At 73.5% G+C, this 16,255-nt stretch carries 17 protein-coding genes and 1 pseudogene; 10 read left to right on the top strand and 8 right to left on the bottom strand.

All coding sequences use genetic code 11. The annotated features are described in order from the left end of the window. Positions 1-5 precede the first annotated feature (5 nt). Both samp2 and ACQUQ1_RS06690 read left to right on the top strand, forming a co-directional pair. Complete coding sequence (gene samp2, locus ACQUQ1_RS06695) at positions 6-206, top strand: ubiquitin-like small modifier protein SAMP2 (RefSeq protein ID WP_435063498.1); 201 nt, start codon at positions 6-8, stop codon at positions 204-206. Further along, a complete protein-coding gene (locus tag ACQUQ1_RS06690; RefSeq protein WP_435063497.1) occupies positions 203-700 on the top strand; it encodes a GNAT family N-acetyltransferase in 498 nt (165 codons plus the stop codon). The genes samp2 and ACQUQ1_RS06690 overlap by 4 nt, the downstream gene beginning before the upstream one ends. A gap of 16 nt (positions 701-716) precedes the next feature. On the opposite strand, the gene ACQUQ1_RS06685 is transcribed toward ACQUQ1_RS06690, so the two are convergent. Then, positions 717-2,120 (bottom strand): phosphoglucomutase/phosphomannomutase family protein, encoded by a 1,404-nt coding sequence (locus ACQUQ1_RS06685; RefSeq protein WP_435063496.1) that lies wholly within the window; start codon positions 2,118-2,120, stop codon positions 717-719. Positions 2,121-2,307: 187 nt separating this feature from the next. Here ACQUQ1_RS06685 and ACQUQ1_RS06680 point away from each other — a divergent pair, with 187 nt between their 5' ends. Then, positions 2,308-2,925, top strand: coding sequence for an NADPH-dependent FMN reductase (locus tag ACQUQ1_RS06680; RefSeq protein ID WP_435063495.1), 618 nt, complete (start codon positions 2,308-2,310; stop codon positions 2,923-2,925). Between the two features lie 68 nt (positions 2,926-2,993). Here the strand turns inward: ACQUQ1_RS06680 and ACQUQ1_RS06675 are convergent. The 3 genes and pseudogenes from ACQUQ1_RS06675 to larB all read right to left on the bottom strand — a co-directional run. Beyond that, positions 2,994-3,227 (bottom strand): annotated as a pseudogene (locus ACQUQ1_RS06675) (GIY-YIG nuclease family protein); the annotation flags it as partial. A gap of 322 nt (positions 3,228-3,549) precedes the next feature. Further along, positions 3,550-3,702 (bottom strand): DUF7563 family protein, encoded by a 153-nt coding sequence (locus tag ACQUQ1_RS06670; RefSeq protein ID WP_435063494.1) that lies wholly within the window; start codon positions 3,700-3,702, stop codon positions 3,550-3,552. A 103-nt stretch (positions 3,703-3,805) separates the two neighbouring features. Next, the gene (gene larB, locus ACQUQ1_RS06665; protein ID WP_435063493.1) at positions 3,806-4,582 is read right to left on the bottom strand and encodes a nickel pincer cofactor biosynthesis protein LarB; all 777 of its coding nucleotides are present in this window, start codon (positions 4,580-4,582) and stop codon (positions 3,806-3,808) included. A 152-nt stretch (positions 4,583-4,734) separates the two neighbouring features. Here larB and ACQUQ1_RS06660 point away from each other — a divergent pair, with 152 nt between their 5' ends. Further along, positions 4,735-4,902 carry a DUF1931 family protein gene (locus ACQUQ1_RS06660; RefSeq protein WP_276238107.1) on the top strand — a complete coding sequence of 56 codons (168 nt, stop codon included), beginning with the start codon at positions 4,735-4,737 and terminating at the stop codon, positions 4,900-4,902. A 50-nt stretch (positions 4,903-4,952) separates the two neighbouring features. Here ACQUQ1_RS06660 and rpiA read toward each other — a convergent pair whose 3' ends face one another. Beyond that, the gene (gene rpiA / locus ACQUQ1_RS06655; RefSeq protein ID WP_435063492.1) at positions 4,953-5,648 is read right to left on the bottom strand and encodes a ribose-5-phosphate isomerase RpiA; all 696 of its coding nucleotides are present in this window, start codon (positions 5,646-5,648) and stop codon (positions 4,953-4,955) included. A gap of 128 nt (positions 5,649-5,776) precedes the next feature. Here rpiA and ACQUQ1_RS06650 point away from each other — a divergent pair, with 128 nt between their 5' ends. Together ACQUQ1_RS06650 and ACQUQ1_RS06645 are read left to right on the top strand one after the other, a co-directional pair. Beyond that, a complete protein-coding gene (locus ACQUQ1_RS06650; protein ID WP_435063491.1) occupies positions 5,777-6,481 on the top strand; it encodes an SDR family NAD(P)-dependent oxidoreductase in 705 nt (234 codons plus the stop codon). 73 nt (positions 6,482-6,554) lie between these two features. Further along, entirely contained in the window at positions 6,555-6,797 is a 243-nt protein-coding gene (locus ACQUQ1_RS06645) for a ferredoxin (protein WP_435063490.1), read from the top strand. 148 nt (positions 6,798-6,945) lie between these two features. On the opposite strand, the gene ACQUQ1_RS06640 is transcribed toward ACQUQ1_RS06645, so the two are convergent. Further along, positions 6,946-7,683: a bacteriorhodopsin gene (locus ACQUQ1_RS06640; protein WP_435063489.1), complete on the bottom strand. Its 738-nt coding sequence runs from the start codon at positions 7,681-7,683 to the stop codon at positions 6,946-6,948. A gap of 250 nt (positions 7,684-7,933) precedes the next feature. Between ACQUQ1_RS06640 and ACQUQ1_RS06635 the strand changes: the two genes are divergently transcribed. The 3 genes from ACQUQ1_RS06635 to ACQUQ1_RS06625 all read left to right on the top strand — a co-directional run bounded on the left by ACQUQ1_RS06635 (position 7,934) and on the right by ACQUQ1_RS06625 (position 12,606). Then, positions 7,934-8,761: a lycopene cyclase domain-containing protein gene (locus ACQUQ1_RS06635; protein WP_435063488.1), complete on the top strand. Its 828-nt coding sequence runs from the start codon at positions 7,934-7,936 to the stop codon at positions 8,759-8,761. After that, entirely contained in the window at positions 8,761-9,798 is a 1,038-nt protein-coding gene (locus ACQUQ1_RS06630) for a Brp/Blh family beta-carotene 15,15'-dioxygenase (protein ID WP_435063487.1), read from the top strand. The genes ACQUQ1_RS06635 and ACQUQ1_RS06630 overlap by 1 nt, the downstream gene beginning before the upstream one ends. A 315-nt stretch (positions 9,799-10,113) precedes the next feature. Beyond that, a complete protein-coding gene (locus tag ACQUQ1_RS06625) occupies positions 10,114-12,606 on the top strand; it encodes a DEAD/DEAH box helicase (protein ID WP_435063486.1) in 2,493 nt (830 codons plus the stop codon). A 41-nt stretch (positions 12,607-12,647) separates the two neighbouring features. On the opposite strand, the gene ACQUQ1_RS06620 is transcribed toward ACQUQ1_RS06625, so the two are convergent. Continuing rightward, positions 12,648-13,382: an Sjogren's syndrome/scleroderma autoantigen 1 family protein gene (locus ACQUQ1_RS06620; RefSeq protein WP_435063485.1), complete on the bottom strand. Its 735-nt coding sequence runs from the start codon at positions 13,380-13,382 to the stop codon at positions 12,648-12,650. A 51-nt stretch (positions 13,383-13,433) separates the two neighbouring features. Next, complete coding sequence (locus ACQUQ1_RS06615; protein ID WP_435063484.1) at positions 13,434-13,919, bottom strand: histidine kinase; 486 nt, start codon at positions 13,917-13,919, stop codon at positions 13,434-13,436. 139 nt (positions 13,920-14,058) lie between these two features. On the opposite strand from ACQUQ1_RS06615, the gene ACQUQ1_RS06610 reads away from it, so the two are divergent. Next, complete coding sequence (locus ACQUQ1_RS06610) at positions 14,059-16,254, top strand: ATP-dependent DNA helicase (RefSeq protein ID WP_435063483.1); 2,196 nt, start codon at positions 14,059-14,061, stop codon at positions 16,252-16,254. Position 16,255: the final 1 nt, after the last annotated feature.

The following is a 16,255-nucleotide window of genomic DNA, read 5'->3' as shown; positions in this document are numbered from 1 at the left end:
CGGACATGGACGTGACCGCGGAGGTCGTCGGCGAGGGCACCGAGACGCTCTCGCTCGCCGACGACGCCACCTACGCCGACGTGTGCCGGGCGACCGGCTACTCCCCCCACGAGGTGACGGTCCTCGTCGACGGGACGCCCGTGCCCGAGGACGCCCCCTGCGAGGCGGCGGAGGTGACGGTGCTCAGGCTGATCAAGGGCGGATGAGCGGGGACGGGGCCGGACCCGGGTCCGGGGAGGGAACCGGGAACGGGAAGCGGGAGGTCCGGGTCCGTCCCGCCCGCGGCGACGAGGCCGACGCGGTCCGTCGCCTCCTCGACGCGGCGATGCTCTCCGTCCCCGACGATCTGCCCGAGCGCGTCGCCGCCGGCGACGTGCTGGTGGCCGTCGACGGGAGCGGGGAGCGGGAGGACGACGCGGCCGCGGGCGGCGGCGACGTGATCGGCACGCTGGTCCTCGACGGGCGCCGGATCGAGGCGGTCGCGGTCCGGAAGTCGCGCCGGGCGGCGGGCGTCGGCCGCGCGCTCGTGGCGGCCGCGGACGCCCGGAGCGACGGCCCGCTGACGGCGACGTTCCGGCCGGGGGTGCGGCCGTTCTACGAGTCGCTCGGGTTCGATATCGCGGCGGAGGACCCCGGGGACCAAGAGTCGACGCGGCTCCGGGGGGAACTGCCGGACGGCGCGGTCCGGGAGGGGGAGTGACTCGCCGGCGACCCCGTCAGACGAGCGGCTCGACCAGGTCGCGGCCGTCTTCGAGGATCGCGGCGGTGTCGGCCTCGGAGCCGGACTCGGCGTACACGCGCATCTTCGGCTCGGTTCCGGAGGGGCGCACGAGCAGCCACGAGCCGTCCGCGAGCAGGAGCTTGAAGCCGTCGACGGTCACCACGTCCGCCACCTCCTCGCCGGCGACCTCGTCGGGGATGTGGTCCGCGAGGTCGGCGATGACGCGCTCCTTCTCGCTGTCGGGGCAGTCGACGCTCACCTTGTCGGCGACGATGCGGCCGTGCTCGCGCTCCAATCGGTCGACCCGGTCGTCGTAGGGCTCCTCCCGTTCGGCGGCCGCCGCCAGCAGCGCCATCAGGACGCCGTCCTTCTCGCGGACGTGCCCGCGCACGGAGAAGCCGCCGGACTCCTCGCCGCCCATCAGCGCGTCGTGCTCGCCCATCGCCTCCGCGACCCACTTGAAGCCGACCGCCGTCTCGTACACCTCCTCGCCGTGGGCCTCGGCGATCCGGTCGACGAGGAAGGTGGTGGAGACCGTCCGGATCGCCGGCCCCGAGTCGTCCTCGAGGAGGCGGTCGTACGTCGCCGCGAAGAAGAGGTTCTCGTCGAGGTGGCCCCGCCCGGGCGTGACGACCGCGAGACGGTCGGCGTCGCCGTCGTTCGCTATCCCGAGGTCGGCGTCGCCCTCGCGGACGCGGGCGGCCAGTTCCGCCAGATTCTCCGCCGAGGGCTCGGGCGACCCGCCGCCGAACTCGGGGTCGCGCTCGCAGCGGACGCGCTCGACGTCCGCGCCCGCGGATTCGAGGAGGGCGTCCGTGACGCCCCGGCCGCTCCCGTGCATCGCGTCGTACGCGACCGTCAGCCCCGAGAGGTCGAGCGTCCCGTCCGCGCCGGCGACGAGGTCGCGGGCGTGTTCGGCGTGAGGAGTGACCAGGTCGACGCGGCTGACCTCCCCCTCGTCGTCGGTGCCGGCGGCGGAGCGGTCAGGCTCGCGGAGGTTCCCGACGATCCGCTCGGTCACGTCCGGCAGGGCCGGCGCGCCGTCCTCGGGGATGAACTTCACGCCGTTGTACTCGGGCGGGTTGTGCGAGGCTGTCACCATCAGCGCGCCCGCGGCGCCGCGCTCGACGATGGCGTACGCGACCAGCGGCGTCGGGCAGTCCCGCTCGGGGAGGAGCACGTCGAACCCGTTGCCCGCGAGCACCTCCGCGAGCGACTCCGCGAAGCCCTCCGAGGTGGGCCGGGCGTCGTAGCCGACGATCACGGGGCGGTCCGCCCCGCCAGCCTCCGCCCCGGCGAGCGTGTCGGCGACCGCCTGCCCCACGATCCGGACCCGTCGGTCGGTGAACGTGTCGAGGGTGGCGCGCCACCCGTCCGTTCCGAAGGAGATCTCGTCCATACCCGGGGGGTCGGCGGGGGGCGGCAAAAACCCGGGTGTCCGCGGGAACGGCGGCGGGCGGCGCCGGCCGGGGGCGTCGCCCGCGGCCGAAGGAGGCTCGGGTCGGGGGTGTCGGGAGACGCCGGCGTCGGCCGCGCGTCGCGCCGGATCCCGACGGGCTTTTGCTCCCGCCCGGGAACTCTCGCGCATGTCGGATATCCCCACCGTCGTCGCCGTGAACGGCTCCCGACGCGACGGGAGCTACGGCCGGGCGACGCTGCAGTACGCCCTCGACGCGGCCGCCGAGTACGGCGCGGAGCCCGACTTCATCGACCTGGGCGACCCCGCGCTGGAGGTCCCGCTGTACCACCCCGACGTGGACGAGGCCGACGCCGGCGACGTGCCCGACCTGCTCGCGCGGATGCGCCGGGCCGACGGGGTCCTGCTGTGTTCGCCGGTGTACCACGGCTCGTACTCCTCGGCGTTCCGGAGCTTCCACGACTGGTGTAGCTTCGACGAGTACGAGGACACCGTCGTCGGGCTGTTCGCCGTCGCCGGCGGCGGCTCCTACGGCGGGACGCTCGAACACATGCGCTCGACGATCCGCGGCGTCCACGGCTGGGTCGCCCCCCTCCAGGTCGGCATCCGGAACGCGCGCAACCGCTTCGAGCCGTGGGGCGACGACCGACCGGCGCCGGGGGAGGTCGGCGCGGACGCGCGCTACGAGTTCGTCGACGACGCCCTCCGCGAGCGGACGATGAAGCTGGGGCGGCGGATCGCCCACTACGCCGGCCACAAGGACGAGTTCCTCGACGTCCCCGAGTAGCCGCCCGACCGCGGCCCCGTCGCGGGTCGCGACGCCGTCAGCGCCGCCGTTCGGCCGAACGCCGACGGCTACTCCACCAGCGCCTCCTTCTCCCGCCGCGTGAGCTGTTTGATCGCGTACTCCCTGCTCATCGCGGCGGACTTCGAGTCGAACGCCTCGGCGTGGACCAGCTCCACCGGCGTCCGGCCGCGGGTGTACTTCGCGCCCTCGCCGGCGTCGTGTTCGGCGACGCGGCGGGCCACGTCGGTCGTGTAGCCGGTGTACAGCGAGCCGTCGGCACACGAGAGGACGTAGACGTAGTGGTCGGCCGGCGGGACGGGAACGCCGTCGACGACGGTCGCCTCGTCGGCGTCCTCGGCCGTCGCGTCGGCGTGGGGGGGATCGTCGCCGTCGTCCGCCGGGGCGCCGCACTCGTCGGCCGGCGGGGCGCAGCGTTCGTCGGCGTCGGGGTCCGCGTCGCCGTCGCTCACGGACGGTGTGACGGCGGCGGCGAAATAAACGGGGGCGGTCCGGCACCGTACCGCGAGGGGCGCGGCGCGGTGCCGCGGGTCCCCGATGCCCCGGGGGGATCGGGTACGGATGGATGGTGGCCGTCGCGGCGCGATGAGGTGGTCACAGAGCGGTTCAGTCGTCGGCGCGGGTCCGCTCTCGTGCCGCTTCCGCGATGCCCGCGTTCGCAGAGCACGACGGGCACGCGTTCAGTTGCCCGTGTGCGTCGCTGAACACGCGGGCGAAGCGGTCGGATACGTGCGACCCGCAGTGGTCGCAGCGTGGCATGTGGTCGACCGGCATCCACCGCTGCCGGTAACACGTGTACGGGACGGGACCACATATAGCCTTTCACGGGGGAAGCCGCCGCGAACGGCGGTTCCCGGGGCGTTCACGTCCCGTTCCCGGTCCGGTCGTCCCCGACCCCGCGGGCGATCAGCGCGGCCTGCGTCCCGGCGACGAACCCCGCGTCGACGTTCACGACCGACAGGGCGGTACACGACTGCAGGAGGGCCAACAGCGCCGCGACGCCGTCGCCGCCGACGCCGTAGCCGGTCGACGTGGGCAGGCCGATCACCGGCGCGTTGACGAGGCCCGCCACCAGCGTCGGCAGCGTCGCCTCCCGGCCGGCGGCGGCGACGACCACGTCGGCCCCCCGGAGCGTCTCCACCTCGTCGAGCACGCGGGTGACGTTCGCGACGCCCACGTCCTCGACCGTCTCCACGCGCGGGCCGGCCTCGCCGGCGACGACGGCCGCCTCCCGGGCGGCGGGCGCGTCGGCCGTCCCGCCGGAGACGACGACCACGTCCGCGTCCACGCTCGGGGGGTCGTAGTCGGCAGCGTGGACGACGAGGGTCCGGGCGCGGGCGTCGCGCTCGACGGTCGCCCCCGGGTGCTCCTGGTCGAGGTGGGACCGCACCTGCTCGGCCGTCTCGTCGCCCGCGCGGGTGACGAGCGCCCGGCCCGTCGAGTCGACGGCCGCGTCCGCCATCGCGGCCACCTCCGCGGCCGTCTTCCCCTCCGCGAGGATCCCCTCGGGGATCCCGCGCCTGTCCTCGCGGGCGGCGTCGAACCGCCCGGCCTCCGTCGTCGCGTAGCCGCGCAGTCGGGCCTCCGCCTGTGCTGGCGTGAGGTCGCCGGCCGCGAGCGCCTCGAGCGTCTCGCGCATGTCCGACCGGACGGCGCGGACCGACTCGAAGGCTCCGACCGACACGCATATATAAACGATCGGGCGTAGACCCCCGCGAACGGCCGCGAGGGACCTTCCTCGCGGGATAACTTGGGAAATCTTATAAGGGGCCGTCGGGAAACCCCGGTTGCATGGCAGACCTCATCGTCAAGGCAGCCGTCAAGGAGTACCTCGAGGAGAAGAACGTCGCGTCCGATTTCTACGACGCGCTCGACGAGGAAGTCGCTGAGCTGCTCGAGGACGCGGCTCGCCGCGCCGAGGAGAACGACCGGAAGACGGTCCAGCCGCGCGACCTGTAACCAGGGACCTTTCCTCCACTTCTTTCAGCGACCGCGTAGCGACGGCTCCGTCAGAGCCGGTCGCGCGTCACGTCGCCGTCGGCCCCGCCCACGAACAGCTCGTCGGCCAGCCCGACGAACAGCCCGTGCTCCACGACGCCGGGAACGCCCGACAGCTCCGCCGACAGCGCCGCCGGGTCGTCGATCGTCCCGAAGTCGCAGTCGAGCACGAGGTTCCCGTTGTCGGTGACGACGGGGCCGTCCTTGCGCTCGGCGTCCCGGAGGGACGGGGCGCCGCCGGCGGCCTCGACGGCCCGCTCGACGCGCGCGAGCGCGTCCGGGAGCACCTCGACGGGCACCGGGTGCGCGAGCGGGTCGGCGAGCTTCGCGCCGTCGGCGACGACGAGGAAGCGGTCGGCCGCCGAGTCGACGACCTTCTCGCGGGCGTGGGCGGCGCCGCCGCCCTTCACGAGCGCGTTCGCGCCGGTCGCGACCTGGTCGGCGCCGTCGATGGCCACGTCGACGCGCCCCACGTCGGCCAGCGGGACCAGCGGGACGCCGACCTCCCTGGCGAGCGCCCGCGACTGGTAGGAGGTGGCGACGCCCTCGACGGCGAGCCCGTCGGCGACGCGCTCGCCGAGCCGCCGGATCGCGTGGGCGGCCGTCGAGCCCGTGCCCAGCCCGACCAGGTCGCCGTCGGTCACTTCCGCGGCCGCCGCCTCCCCCGCCGCGCGCTTCGCCGCCTCGGTCCCCTCGGTGTTCTTCATACGCGGGTGCTCCGGCGGGGCGCGCAAAACGCTTGCCCGTCCGGGCGGCGCCGCCGGCGGACCTGTCGTGTCCGATACAGAACTGCGCGTCCGGAAACGGTCTTGGCCGGCGCCGCCGAAGCGCCGACGTGGAAGACACCGACGACACGCCGAGGACCGTCCTCCTCGCGGGCGTCGGCGAGGCGCTGGGGACGGGTCTCGCCCGCGCGTTCGCGGCCGCGGGCGACCGGGTCGCCCTGCTCGCGCGCTCGCCGGAGTACGTCGAGTCGCTGGCGGGGGACCTCCGCGACGACGGCCGCGAGGCGGTCGGCGTCACGGCCGACGTGACCGACGACGACGCGCTCGCGGGGGCGGTGCGCGCGACCGAGGACGCCCTCGGCCCCGTCGACGTGGCGGTGCACAACGCGAACGCCCGCGGCGGCGACCTCGACGACTCCCGGTCGTTCCGCCGGCCGCTGCGCACCCGGGCGGAAGGGGGCGCCGCGCTCGCGCGGACGGTCCTACCGGGGATGCGTGAACGCGGCGCCGGGTGCCTGCTGTTCGCCGGGACGACCCTCGCGTTCGACGGGAGCGACCGCCTCCCGGGGTGGGGGGCGGCCGCGTTCGCGACCCGGGGGCTCGCCCGCTCGCTCGCGCGCCGGGCCGGTCCCGACGGCGTCCACGTCTGTTACGTCGCCGTCGGCGGCACCGTCCCGCCGGCCGACGCCGAGTTCCGGCCGGCGGGCACGATGGACGCCCGGACCGTCGGCGAGCGGTTCGTCGCCCTCGCCGACCAGCCCCCGGCCGCGTGGAGCCACGAGGTCGACCTGCGGCCGTCGGGCCGGCCGCCGTAGCGCCGCCGCGCCGGCCGGGGAGGGGGCAGCGCCGCGGCGAAGACGGTATTAGCCGCGGCGCCGACCGTCCGGTATGCACGTCGAGTTCGACCGCGACACCTGCGTCGGGATGTACCAGTGCGTCGCCGAGTGGGACGCCTTCGAGAAGGACCTGGACGCCGGCAAGGCGACCCTGGTCGGCGGGGAGGAGGTCGAGGCGGACACGTTCTCGCTGGAGGTGCCCGACGGCGAGGAGCTGGACGCCAAGTTCGCCGCCCGGACCTGCCCGGTGGACGCCATCCGCCTGTACGACGACGACGGCGAACAGCTGATCTGAGCGGCGTCGCAGTCGGAACGGGCCCCCATCCGGCGCGCGCGACGGCGGCGCCGCTCTCCGGCGACGGTCGCGAAAGAACGTGACGCGGTCCCCCGACCGACCGGGGGACGAGGGTCGTCGGTTCCGAGTCTACGCGTGGCTGATCGCGTCAGTCGGCCGTCTGCGCGGTCGTCGCGCCCGTGCCGCTGAGGACGCTGCGACTGCGCAGCAGGACGAAGCCGAACCCGACCTTCGCCGCCAGGTCGAGCACGGCGAACGCCGCGGTCTCGACGCCGAGCGGGATGATCGCGAACCCGCTCTCGGTGCCGAGGATCCACACGATCGGGTAGAACGACCACAGCACCAGCACTAGGTTACGGAGCCGGCCGAACAGCGCCGCGCGGTCGCCCGACATCGTGCTCGCCTGCTCGGACAGCGTGCCCAGCAGGTAGTACAGGAGCACGATCATCGAGCCGGTGGAGATCGCCCACCAGACGATCCGGACGGTCTGGCCCTCGCGCGCCAGCGCGCCGACCAGCCCCGTGGCGATCATGAACACGTCGAGCCCGATCAGGGTCGCGATCGTGTTCCGGTCCGCCCCGGCCAACAGCGCCAGGTCCAACAGCAGGAGCGGGGTGGTGAACAGCCAGTCGGCGTACCGCGCCCAGTAGATCTCGAGCGTTCCGAGTCCCTGAACGGGCACCTCGACGAGGCCGAATCCCGAGGCCATCGAGAAGTACGACGCCGCCGCGATGGCCGGGATGAAGATGGTGATGATGTAGTACTCCTGCTGTTCGGGGTCACGAACGGACCAGCCCTGCGCGATGAAGTACAGGGTGCCGAGCGTCATCCCTATCGTGCCGATCCACAGGCTGATCGATTCCAGCCCTGCGCTTGGAGTTGCCATACCCGGAACAGTATACGGGAGTGATCAACTTATAGGCTTGCCCAAACCACGGTACAGCGTCCGTAAACGCCAAATACCACGGATCGAACCCGGGGAATATGTTCGAGATCGCCGGCCGTCGGCGACCCGACGGGTACCGGTACCCGGGCCGGCCGGCCCCCCACGCTTATCGGTTCGCCGGCCGGCGATCCGGTATGACACGGACGGCGCGGGACGGACGCCCGGTTCCGTCCGGGACGGGGGTGTCGCGGTGACGCTCACCTACCTCGGCTTCCACCTCCTGTTCGTCCTCCCCGTCCTCGCGCTGTTGCTGTGGCGTCGGCCGACGCTCCCCCGTCGACGGCGTCGGGTCGCCCGCGTCGGCCTCGCGCTCATGGGCACGGTCGCCTTCTGCTACACCACGCCGTGGGACAACTACCTGATCGAGCGGGGGGCGTGGTTCTACGGCGACGGCCGGGTCGCCGCCCGCGTGTGGCTCGCGCCCGTCGGCGAGTACCTGTTCTTCGTCCTCCAGACGGCCGTCGTCGGCCTGTGGCTCTACCGCGTCGACTTCGACGCGACGCCGGTCGAGGGCGACCTCGCGCGCGCGCCGCGCGTGGCCGGGACGCTCGCGTGGCTCGCGCTCGGCGTCGCCGGCGGGTGGCTCGTCGCCGCCGGGCCCGAGCGGTTCCTCTACCTCGGCGCGATCCTCGTGTGGGCGTGCCCGATCGTCGCGCTCCAGTGGGCCGTCGGCGGGGCGTTCCTCCTGCGTCGGCCCCGGCCGTGGCTCGTCGGCGTCGCCGTCCCGACGCTGTACCTGTGGGCGGTCGACCGCGTCGCCATCGGCCTCGGGATCTGGACCATCGCCGACGCGACGGCGACGGGCGTCGAGATACTCGGCCTCCCGGTCGAGGAGGCGGTCTTCTTCCTCGTCACCTCGACGCTCGTCGTCTACGGGCTGATCCTGTTCGAGTGGGTGATACACCGGCTGGACGCTCCGGGAGCGACCGGGGCGACGGCCGCCGCGGCGGGCGCGCGGGCGACCGACCCGGACGACGCGGAGCCGGTCGACCCGGAGGACGCGCGGGTGTCCGACTGATGGCGGTCGGGGAGCGGCTCCCGGCCGACCTCCGGGCCGCCCTCGACCGCTGGGGCGTCCGCGCCTCGTGGGTCGCGCTCGGCGCCACGCTCCCGTTCGGCCTGCTCGCGCCGGGGCTTCCCCCCGTCCTCCGCTACGCGCCGTTCCTCGCGTCCGTCCTCCTGTTCGGCCTCCCGCACGGCGCCGTCGACCACCTCGTGCCCGCGCGCCTCGCGGGGAGCGGCCTCGCCCGGTCTGTCGCCGTCGTCGTCGCCGTCTACGCCGTCCTCGGCGCGGGGTACGGCCTCTGGTGGGCGCTCGCGCCGGTGTCGGCGTTCGTCGGGTTCGTCGCGGTCACGCTGGCGCACTGGGGTCAGGGGGACGTGTACGCGCTGCTCGCGCTCGCGGGCGCCGAGCACCTGCCCACGCGGGCCGAACGGGCGCTCGCGCTCGTCGTCCGCGGCGGCCTCCCGATGCTCGTGCCGCTGGTCGGCCACCCGGAGCGGTACCGCGAGGTCGCCGCCGCGCTCGTGGGGCTGTTCGCCGCCGACGCCGGCGCGCTCGGCCCGGCGTTCGCCCCCGCGACCCGCGCGGGCGTCGCCGCCGGCTTCGGCGCGCTCACGCTGCTCGCGCTGGCGCTCGGGGCGCGACGGGTGCGACGCGGGGAGGCGGCGCGGCGGCCGTGGCTCGTCGACGCCGGCGAGACGCTCGGCCTGTGGGCGTACTTCCTGCTCGTGCCGCCGGTCGTCGCGATCGGGCTGTACTTCTGTTTCTGGCACGCGACGCGCCACATCGCCCGCCTGGAGCTGCTCGACCCGTCCGCGCGCGAGTCGCTGGCGGCGGGCGACCTGACCGGGGCGCTCCGGCGGTTCGCCCGCGACGCCGCCCCCGCGACCGCCGGCGGCCTGCTCGTCGTCGCCGGCGTGTGGGCGGCCGCGCCGCGGCCGTCCGCCGGCCCCGAGGGGCTGCTGGCGGTGTACCTCGTCGCCATCGCGGTGCTGACGCTGCCGCACGTGGCGGTCGTCACGTGGATGGACCTGCGGCAGGGCGTGTGGTGAGCGCGGCCGGACGCGACGCGAGCGGCCGGGGAGCCCAAAAGGGGCGGCCGCGACCCCGAGTCGCCGGGAACGCGGGAAACGGTTATCAGGGACCCTCGTGTCGGGTCGGACGATGACCGACTCCGAGCGCTGTCACATCCCGGAGTGGGCCGCGCTCCTCGACGAGTCCGTGCCGGAGGCGGCCTGCGAGCAGCGACAGTTCGAGTTCCGGCCGCGCGAGGGCGCCTGAACGCCGGCGTCGGGCCGCGGGAGCGGCGGCTTCACTTCCGCCCCGGTTCGCGAAGGTTTACCCCGCACGGCGCGCAAGGATCGCCGATGGCCGAGGCCGCCGAGGAGACCGAGTACGTCGACCATCCCCTGCTCGTGGAGGGGTTCATCGAGGACCGCCGCTACCAGACGGAGCTGGCGGCGACCGCCCGCGAGGGCCACACGCTCGTGTGTCTCCCGACCGGCCTCGGGAAGACGACCGTCTCGCTGCTCGTGACCGCCCACCGGCTGTCCGAGGTCGGCGGGAAGGCGCTGTTCCTCGCGCCGACGAAGCCGCTGGTGCAGCAGCACGCCGACTTCTACCGCGAGGCGCTTGACGTCGCCGACGAGGAGATCGTCGTGTTCACCGGCGAGGTGCGCCCCGACGACCGCGCCGACCTGTGGGAGGGGGCGAGCGTCGTCATCGCCACGCCGCAGGTCGTCGAGAACGACCTCGTGGGCAACCGCATCTCGCTGCGGGAGGTGACCCACCTCACCTTCGACGAGTGCCACCGGGCGACCGGCGACTACGCGTACGTCTACATCGCGGAACGCTACCACGCCGACGCCGCCGACCCGCTGGTGACGGGGATGTCGGCGTCGCCCGGCGGCGACCGCGAGGAGATCACGACCGTCTGTGAGAACCTCGGCATCGACGAGGTGGAGGTGATGACCGAGGACGACGCCGACGTGGGCGAGTACACCCACGACACCGACGTGCAGTGGGAGCGGATCGACCTCCCGGACGAGATCGTCGAGATCCGCGACGCGCTCAACGAGGTGATCACCGACCGGCTGGAGTCGCTGAAGCAACTGGGCGTCACGAACACCACCCAGCCGGACGTCTCCCAGAAGGACCTCAACCGGATGCGCGCGGAACTCCAGCGCATGATGGACGGCGGCGACTCCGACGCCTACACCGGGATGTCGGTCCACGCGGAGGTGATGAAGCTCCGCCGAGCGGTCGAGCTGGTGGAGACCCAGAGCGTGGAGGCGCTCCGGCGCTACTTCGAGCGCCAGCGGGAGGCCGCCCGCTCCTCGGGCGCCTCGAAGGCGAGCCAGCGGCTCGTCTCCGAGCCGAAGGTGCGGGAGGCGATGCGGAAGGCCGAGCGCTTCGACGACCTCCACCCGAAATTCCGGCGCACCAGGGTCCTGCTCGCGCAGACGCTCGGCATCGGCGGCGGCGAGCGCGTCATCGTGTTCACAGAGTCGCGCGACACCGCCGAGGCGCTCACGGAGTTCCTCTCGGACTCCTTCGACACCCGCCGGTTCGTCGGCCAGGGCGACAAGGAGGGCTCCGACGGCATGACCCAGAAACAGCAACAGGAGACGCTCGACGCCTTCCGCGCCGGCGAGTTCGAGGTGCTCGTCTCCACCAGCGTCGCCGAGGAGGGGCTGGACGTCCCCGAGGTCGACCTCGTCCTCTTCTTCGAGCCGGTTCCCACCGCGATCCGGTCGATCCAGCGGAAGGGCCGGACCGGCCGCCAGGCCGAGGGCGAGGTGGTCGTCCTCATGGCCGAGGACACCCGCGACGAGGCGTTCTTCTGGATCTCCCGGCGGCGCGAGAAGGAGATGGAGAGCGAGCTTCGGGACCTGAAGGGCGTCGCCGACGAGCTCTCGGCGGAACTGGACGACGGGCAGGCCGGGCTGGAGGAGTTCGACGGGGACGGGAGCGCCGGCGGCGGAGGCGACGCAGACGGGGACGCCGGCGGCGAGGACGGCTCCGCGTCGTCCGCCTCGGCCGCCGCGAACGGCCGGGGGCAACCCGGGCTGACGGACTTCGAGTCCGACACCGACGGCGACGACGACGGCGACGCTGACGACGGCGCCGCTGACGACGACGCGGGAGCGGGCGACGCCGACGACGAGAGCGACGACGGGGTCGTCGCGACCGCGGGCGACGACGTCGACGGCGTCGAGATCGTCGTCGACCAGCGCGAGCTGGAGTCGACCATCGCGCGCGACCTCTCGACGCGCGAGGGGATCACGACCCGGCTGGAGACGCTCGCCGTCGGTGACTACGTCCTCTCGGACCGCGTCGCCGTCGAGCGCAAGTCGGTCGCGGACTTCCTCGACACGCTCGTGGGCGGCGACCGCTCGATGTTCGAGCAGGTGAGAGACACCGCGCGGGCGTACGCCCGCCCCGTCGTGATCGTCGAGGGGGAGGACCTCTACGGCGAGCGCAACGTCCACCCGAACGCGGTTCGGGGGGCGCTCGCCTCGCTCGCCATCGACTTCGACGCGAGCGTCCTGCGCACCGAGGACGAGGCCGACACCGCCGACCTGCTGGAGACGATCGCCCGCCGCGAGCAGGAGACGAACGAGCGGGAAGTGTCCGCGCACGGCGAGAAGGGCGCCAAGACCCTCGCGGAGCAACAGGAGTACGTCGTCTCCTCGATCGCCGACATCGGGCCGGTCACGTCGCGGGCGCTGCTGGAGCACTTCGGCACCGTCGAGGCGGTGATGACCGCCCGCGAGGATGACCTGCTGGAGGTGTCGGGCGTCGGCGAGGTGACCGCCGAGCGCATCCGGGAAGTCGTCGGGGGCGACTACCCCGAGTAGTCCGGTCGCCCGGCGACCGCTCCGACCGGCGCGGACGGGTCTCAGCGACGCAGCGCCGCCAGCGCCTCGGCCGCCTTGCGGGCGGCCGCGAGGTGGTCGGCCGCGACCCGCGGGTCGGACGCCGCCGCGGCGGCCTCGGCGTGGCGCCGCAGCGCGCTCGCGAGCGCGTCTCGGCCGGCCGCGAGGTCGTCGTCCCCGGTCGCGGACGTGGAGGGTGCCGGGGCGGTCGATCGCGACCGATCGCCGGCGGGGCGGGAGCGGTCCGCGGTCGGGTCGGCCGGCGGAGCGTTCGCGGGCGGATCAGCCCGGGAGCCGTCCCGCTCGGATGACGCGTCCACAGTCGCGTCCGCGGGCGCCGTCCCGTTCGTGGGAGCGGCGTCGTCCGCGTCGACGGTCCCGGGCGCGTCCGCGTCCCCCGCGGAGGGGTTCCCCGTGGTCGCCCCGCGGTCCGTCGCCCGCTCCGTCGCGTCGGCCGGCGAGTCGGCCGGCGCGGACGCGTCCGGCGGAGTCTGGGTCGTCGACTCGCCCCCGGCCGCCCCGTCCGCCCCCGCCATGTCGCACTCGGGGCAGAACTCCTGGCCGTTCTGCCGGAAGATGGGCGACCCGCAGGCGTCGCAGTGCTCGTTCGTCATCGTCGCGCCCTTCAGGAGGAGTTCGCTCATCCGCCGGGTGGACTCGCGCTTCTCCTCGTCGCGGGCGAACTTCTCGCGGAGCTTCTCCCGTTCGGCCTCCTTGTCGAAGTCCGAATCGTCGCCGTCGGACGCGTGGTCGCTCATGTCCGGGAGGAGGTCGTCGCGGGCGAAAAAGTCAGCGGCAGCGGGCGCGGGTCACAGTGAGCGCAGCGACGGGAGCGCCGCGCCCAGTACCGCCCCGTACAGGACGTGGGCCGCGAGGCTCAGCGGGTCGAGGTTCGGCAGCGGCGCCGTCGCCGGCGAGCCGACCGCCGCGAGCCACACCGGCATCAATACCGCCGCGAGCGCGACCCACAGCACGACCCCGTAGCCGATCCCGAGCAGGGTCGAGCGGGTCGCGTCGGCGACGCCGAGGGCGTTCGCGAGCGCGACGAACACCACGCCGAGCACCGCTCCGTGGCTCACGTGGACGATCCAGCCGGCGACCCCGCCGGAGAGGCCGTACAGCGAGGGGATCGCGACCTCCAGCGCCCCCGGCGCGAACAGCGAGAACGCCGCGCCCATCGCGATCCCGGCGAGCGCGCCGGCGGCGACGCCGGCGCGCCAGCCGATCCGCTCCGTCCGCTCGGTTCCGACCGCCGACGGTTCCGTCGTTGTCGTCGACTCTGCTCGTGTTGCCATAACGGCTGCTAGACGCACGCTCGCGACATAGCCGTACGTGCACGGTGCGTCCCTCGCGCCCCCCGCGTCCGCCGCGTCACGCTCGCGGACCCCGCACGCCACCCGTAGGTTCAAATCCGACGGCGAGAGAGTAGTGGACGTGTCGACGACGGACGGCCACCTGCGCTTCTTCCCGTACGAGGAGCCGTACCCGAACCAGCGGGAGGCGATGGACCGGGTGGCCAACTCGCTGGAGCGCGGGCAGGACGTGCTGTTCGAGGGGGCGCCGGGGACCGGCAAGACCCTCTCGGCGCTCGTGCCGGCGCTGCAGCACGCCCGCGACCACGACCGCACCGTCGTCATCACGACGAACGTCCACCAGCAGATGCGGCAGTTCGTCGAGGACGCCCGCGCCATCAACGAGACCGAGCCCATCCGCGCGACCGTGTTCAAGGGGAAGGCGTCGATGTGCCACATCGACGTGGACTACCAGGAGTGCCAGACGCTCCGGGACACAACGCGCTCGCTTGTCGAGGACCGGGAGGACAAGGAGCAACTGGAGCGGCGCCTGGACGACCTCACCGACGAACTGCGCGAGGGCGCGGAGGGCGCCGGCGGGGACGGCGACGCCGGGAGCGCCGCGGAGGCCAGGCAGGCGGTTCAGGAGGAGCTCGAGCGGCTGGAGGAGGAGATCGACGACGAGGCCGCCAACACCTGCGACTACTACCTCAGCAACCTCACCGCCGACACCGGCGAGTTCTTCTCGTGGCTCTTCGACGACGTCCGCACGCCCGAGGAGGTGTACGAGTACGCCGGCAGTCGCGGCTTCTGCGGCTACGAGCTCCTGAAGGAGGGAATGGAGGACGTGGAGCTGGTCGTGTGCAACTACCACCACCTGCTCGACCCACAGATCAGGGAACAGTTCTTCCGGTGGCTCGACCGCGACCCGCAGGACGTGATCACGGTGTTCGACGAGGCACACAACGTCGAGGACGCCGCCCGCGACCACGCCTCGAAGACGCTCACCGAGAACACCCTCGACGCCGCCCTCGACGAGCTGGCGGAGGCCGACGACTCCCGCGCGGAGCCGGCCGAGAACGTCATCCGGGCGTTCGCCGAGGCGCTACGCGACACCTACGACGAGCGGCTCGGCTTCGGCGCGCGCGAGCAGGTCGGCGAGAACTGGGAGGACCTCTCGATCGCCAACGAGGACCGCCGCGACGACCTCACGCTGGCGTTCCTCGACCGCTACGAGGGCCAGGGGATCCGCGCGGAGTGCGACCTCGCGCTCCAGCTCGGCAAGCGTCTCGACGAGGAGTACGAGGAGGCGTACCGCGAGGGCGAGACGACCACCCGACGGGAGTGTCAGACCCTCCGGGCGGCGGCGTTCGTCTCGGCGTGGATGGACGGCGGCGGCGAACTCGGGCAACACCCGGTCGTTTCGGTGCGCCGCGACGCCGGCACCGACGAGGTGTACGGCCGGGCCGAGCTGTACACCTGCATCCCCCGCGAAGTGACCGCGGACCTGTTCGAGGAGGTGTACGCGAGCGTGCTCATGTCGGCGACCCTCCGCCCGTTCGACGTGACCGAGGACGTGCTCGGGCTCTCGGACCCCGCGACGCTCGCGTACGGGCTGGCGTACCCCGAGGAGAACCGCCGGACGTTCTCGGTGGCGACGCCCGCGCTGTTCGCCTCCGAGCGCGACGACCCCGCCACGCAGGAGACCATCGCCGCGACGCTGGCCGACGTGGTGCGGTTCACGCCCGGCAACTGCCTCCTCTTTTTCCCGTCGTACGCGGAGGCCGAGCGCTACCACGAACTCCTCTCGGGCGACCCGAACCTGGGCACCCTCCTGCTCGACGGCTCCGAGCCCGACACCGAGCAGTTGCGACGCCGGCTCGTCGAGGCCGACGACGCCGCGCTGTTCACGTCGCTGTGGGGCACCCTCGCGGAGGGGGTGAGCTTCGACGGCGACGCCGCGCGCACGGTCGCGGTCGTCGGGGTGCCGTACCCCCACCTCTCCGAGCGCATGGAGGCGGTGCAGGACGCCTACGACCGCGCGTTCGCCGACCGCTCCCGGGACGCCGGCTGGGAGTACGCCGTCGAGATCCCCACCGTCAGGAAGACGCGGCAGGCGCTCGGGCGGGTGATCCGCTCGCCCGACGACTTCGGGGTGCGGGCGCTGCTCGACAAGCGCTACACATCGGCGGACATGGGGAAGTACTCCGTGCGCGACGCGTTCCCCGTCGAGGAGCGCGAGGAACTGATCGACATCGGGCCCGAGAAACTGAAGTTCGCGATGCTGAACTTCTTCACCGACCACGACGCCTACGACGGGGCGCCCCCGGAGCCGTAGC

The organism is Halobaculum sp. EA56, assembly GCF_051195075.1.
Lineage (GTDB): Archaea > Halobacteriota > Halobacteria > Halobacteriales > Haloferacaceae > Halobaculum.
Note: the sequence above shows the minus strand (reverse complement) of the source record. Positions and strands in the feature narration are given on the sequence as shown.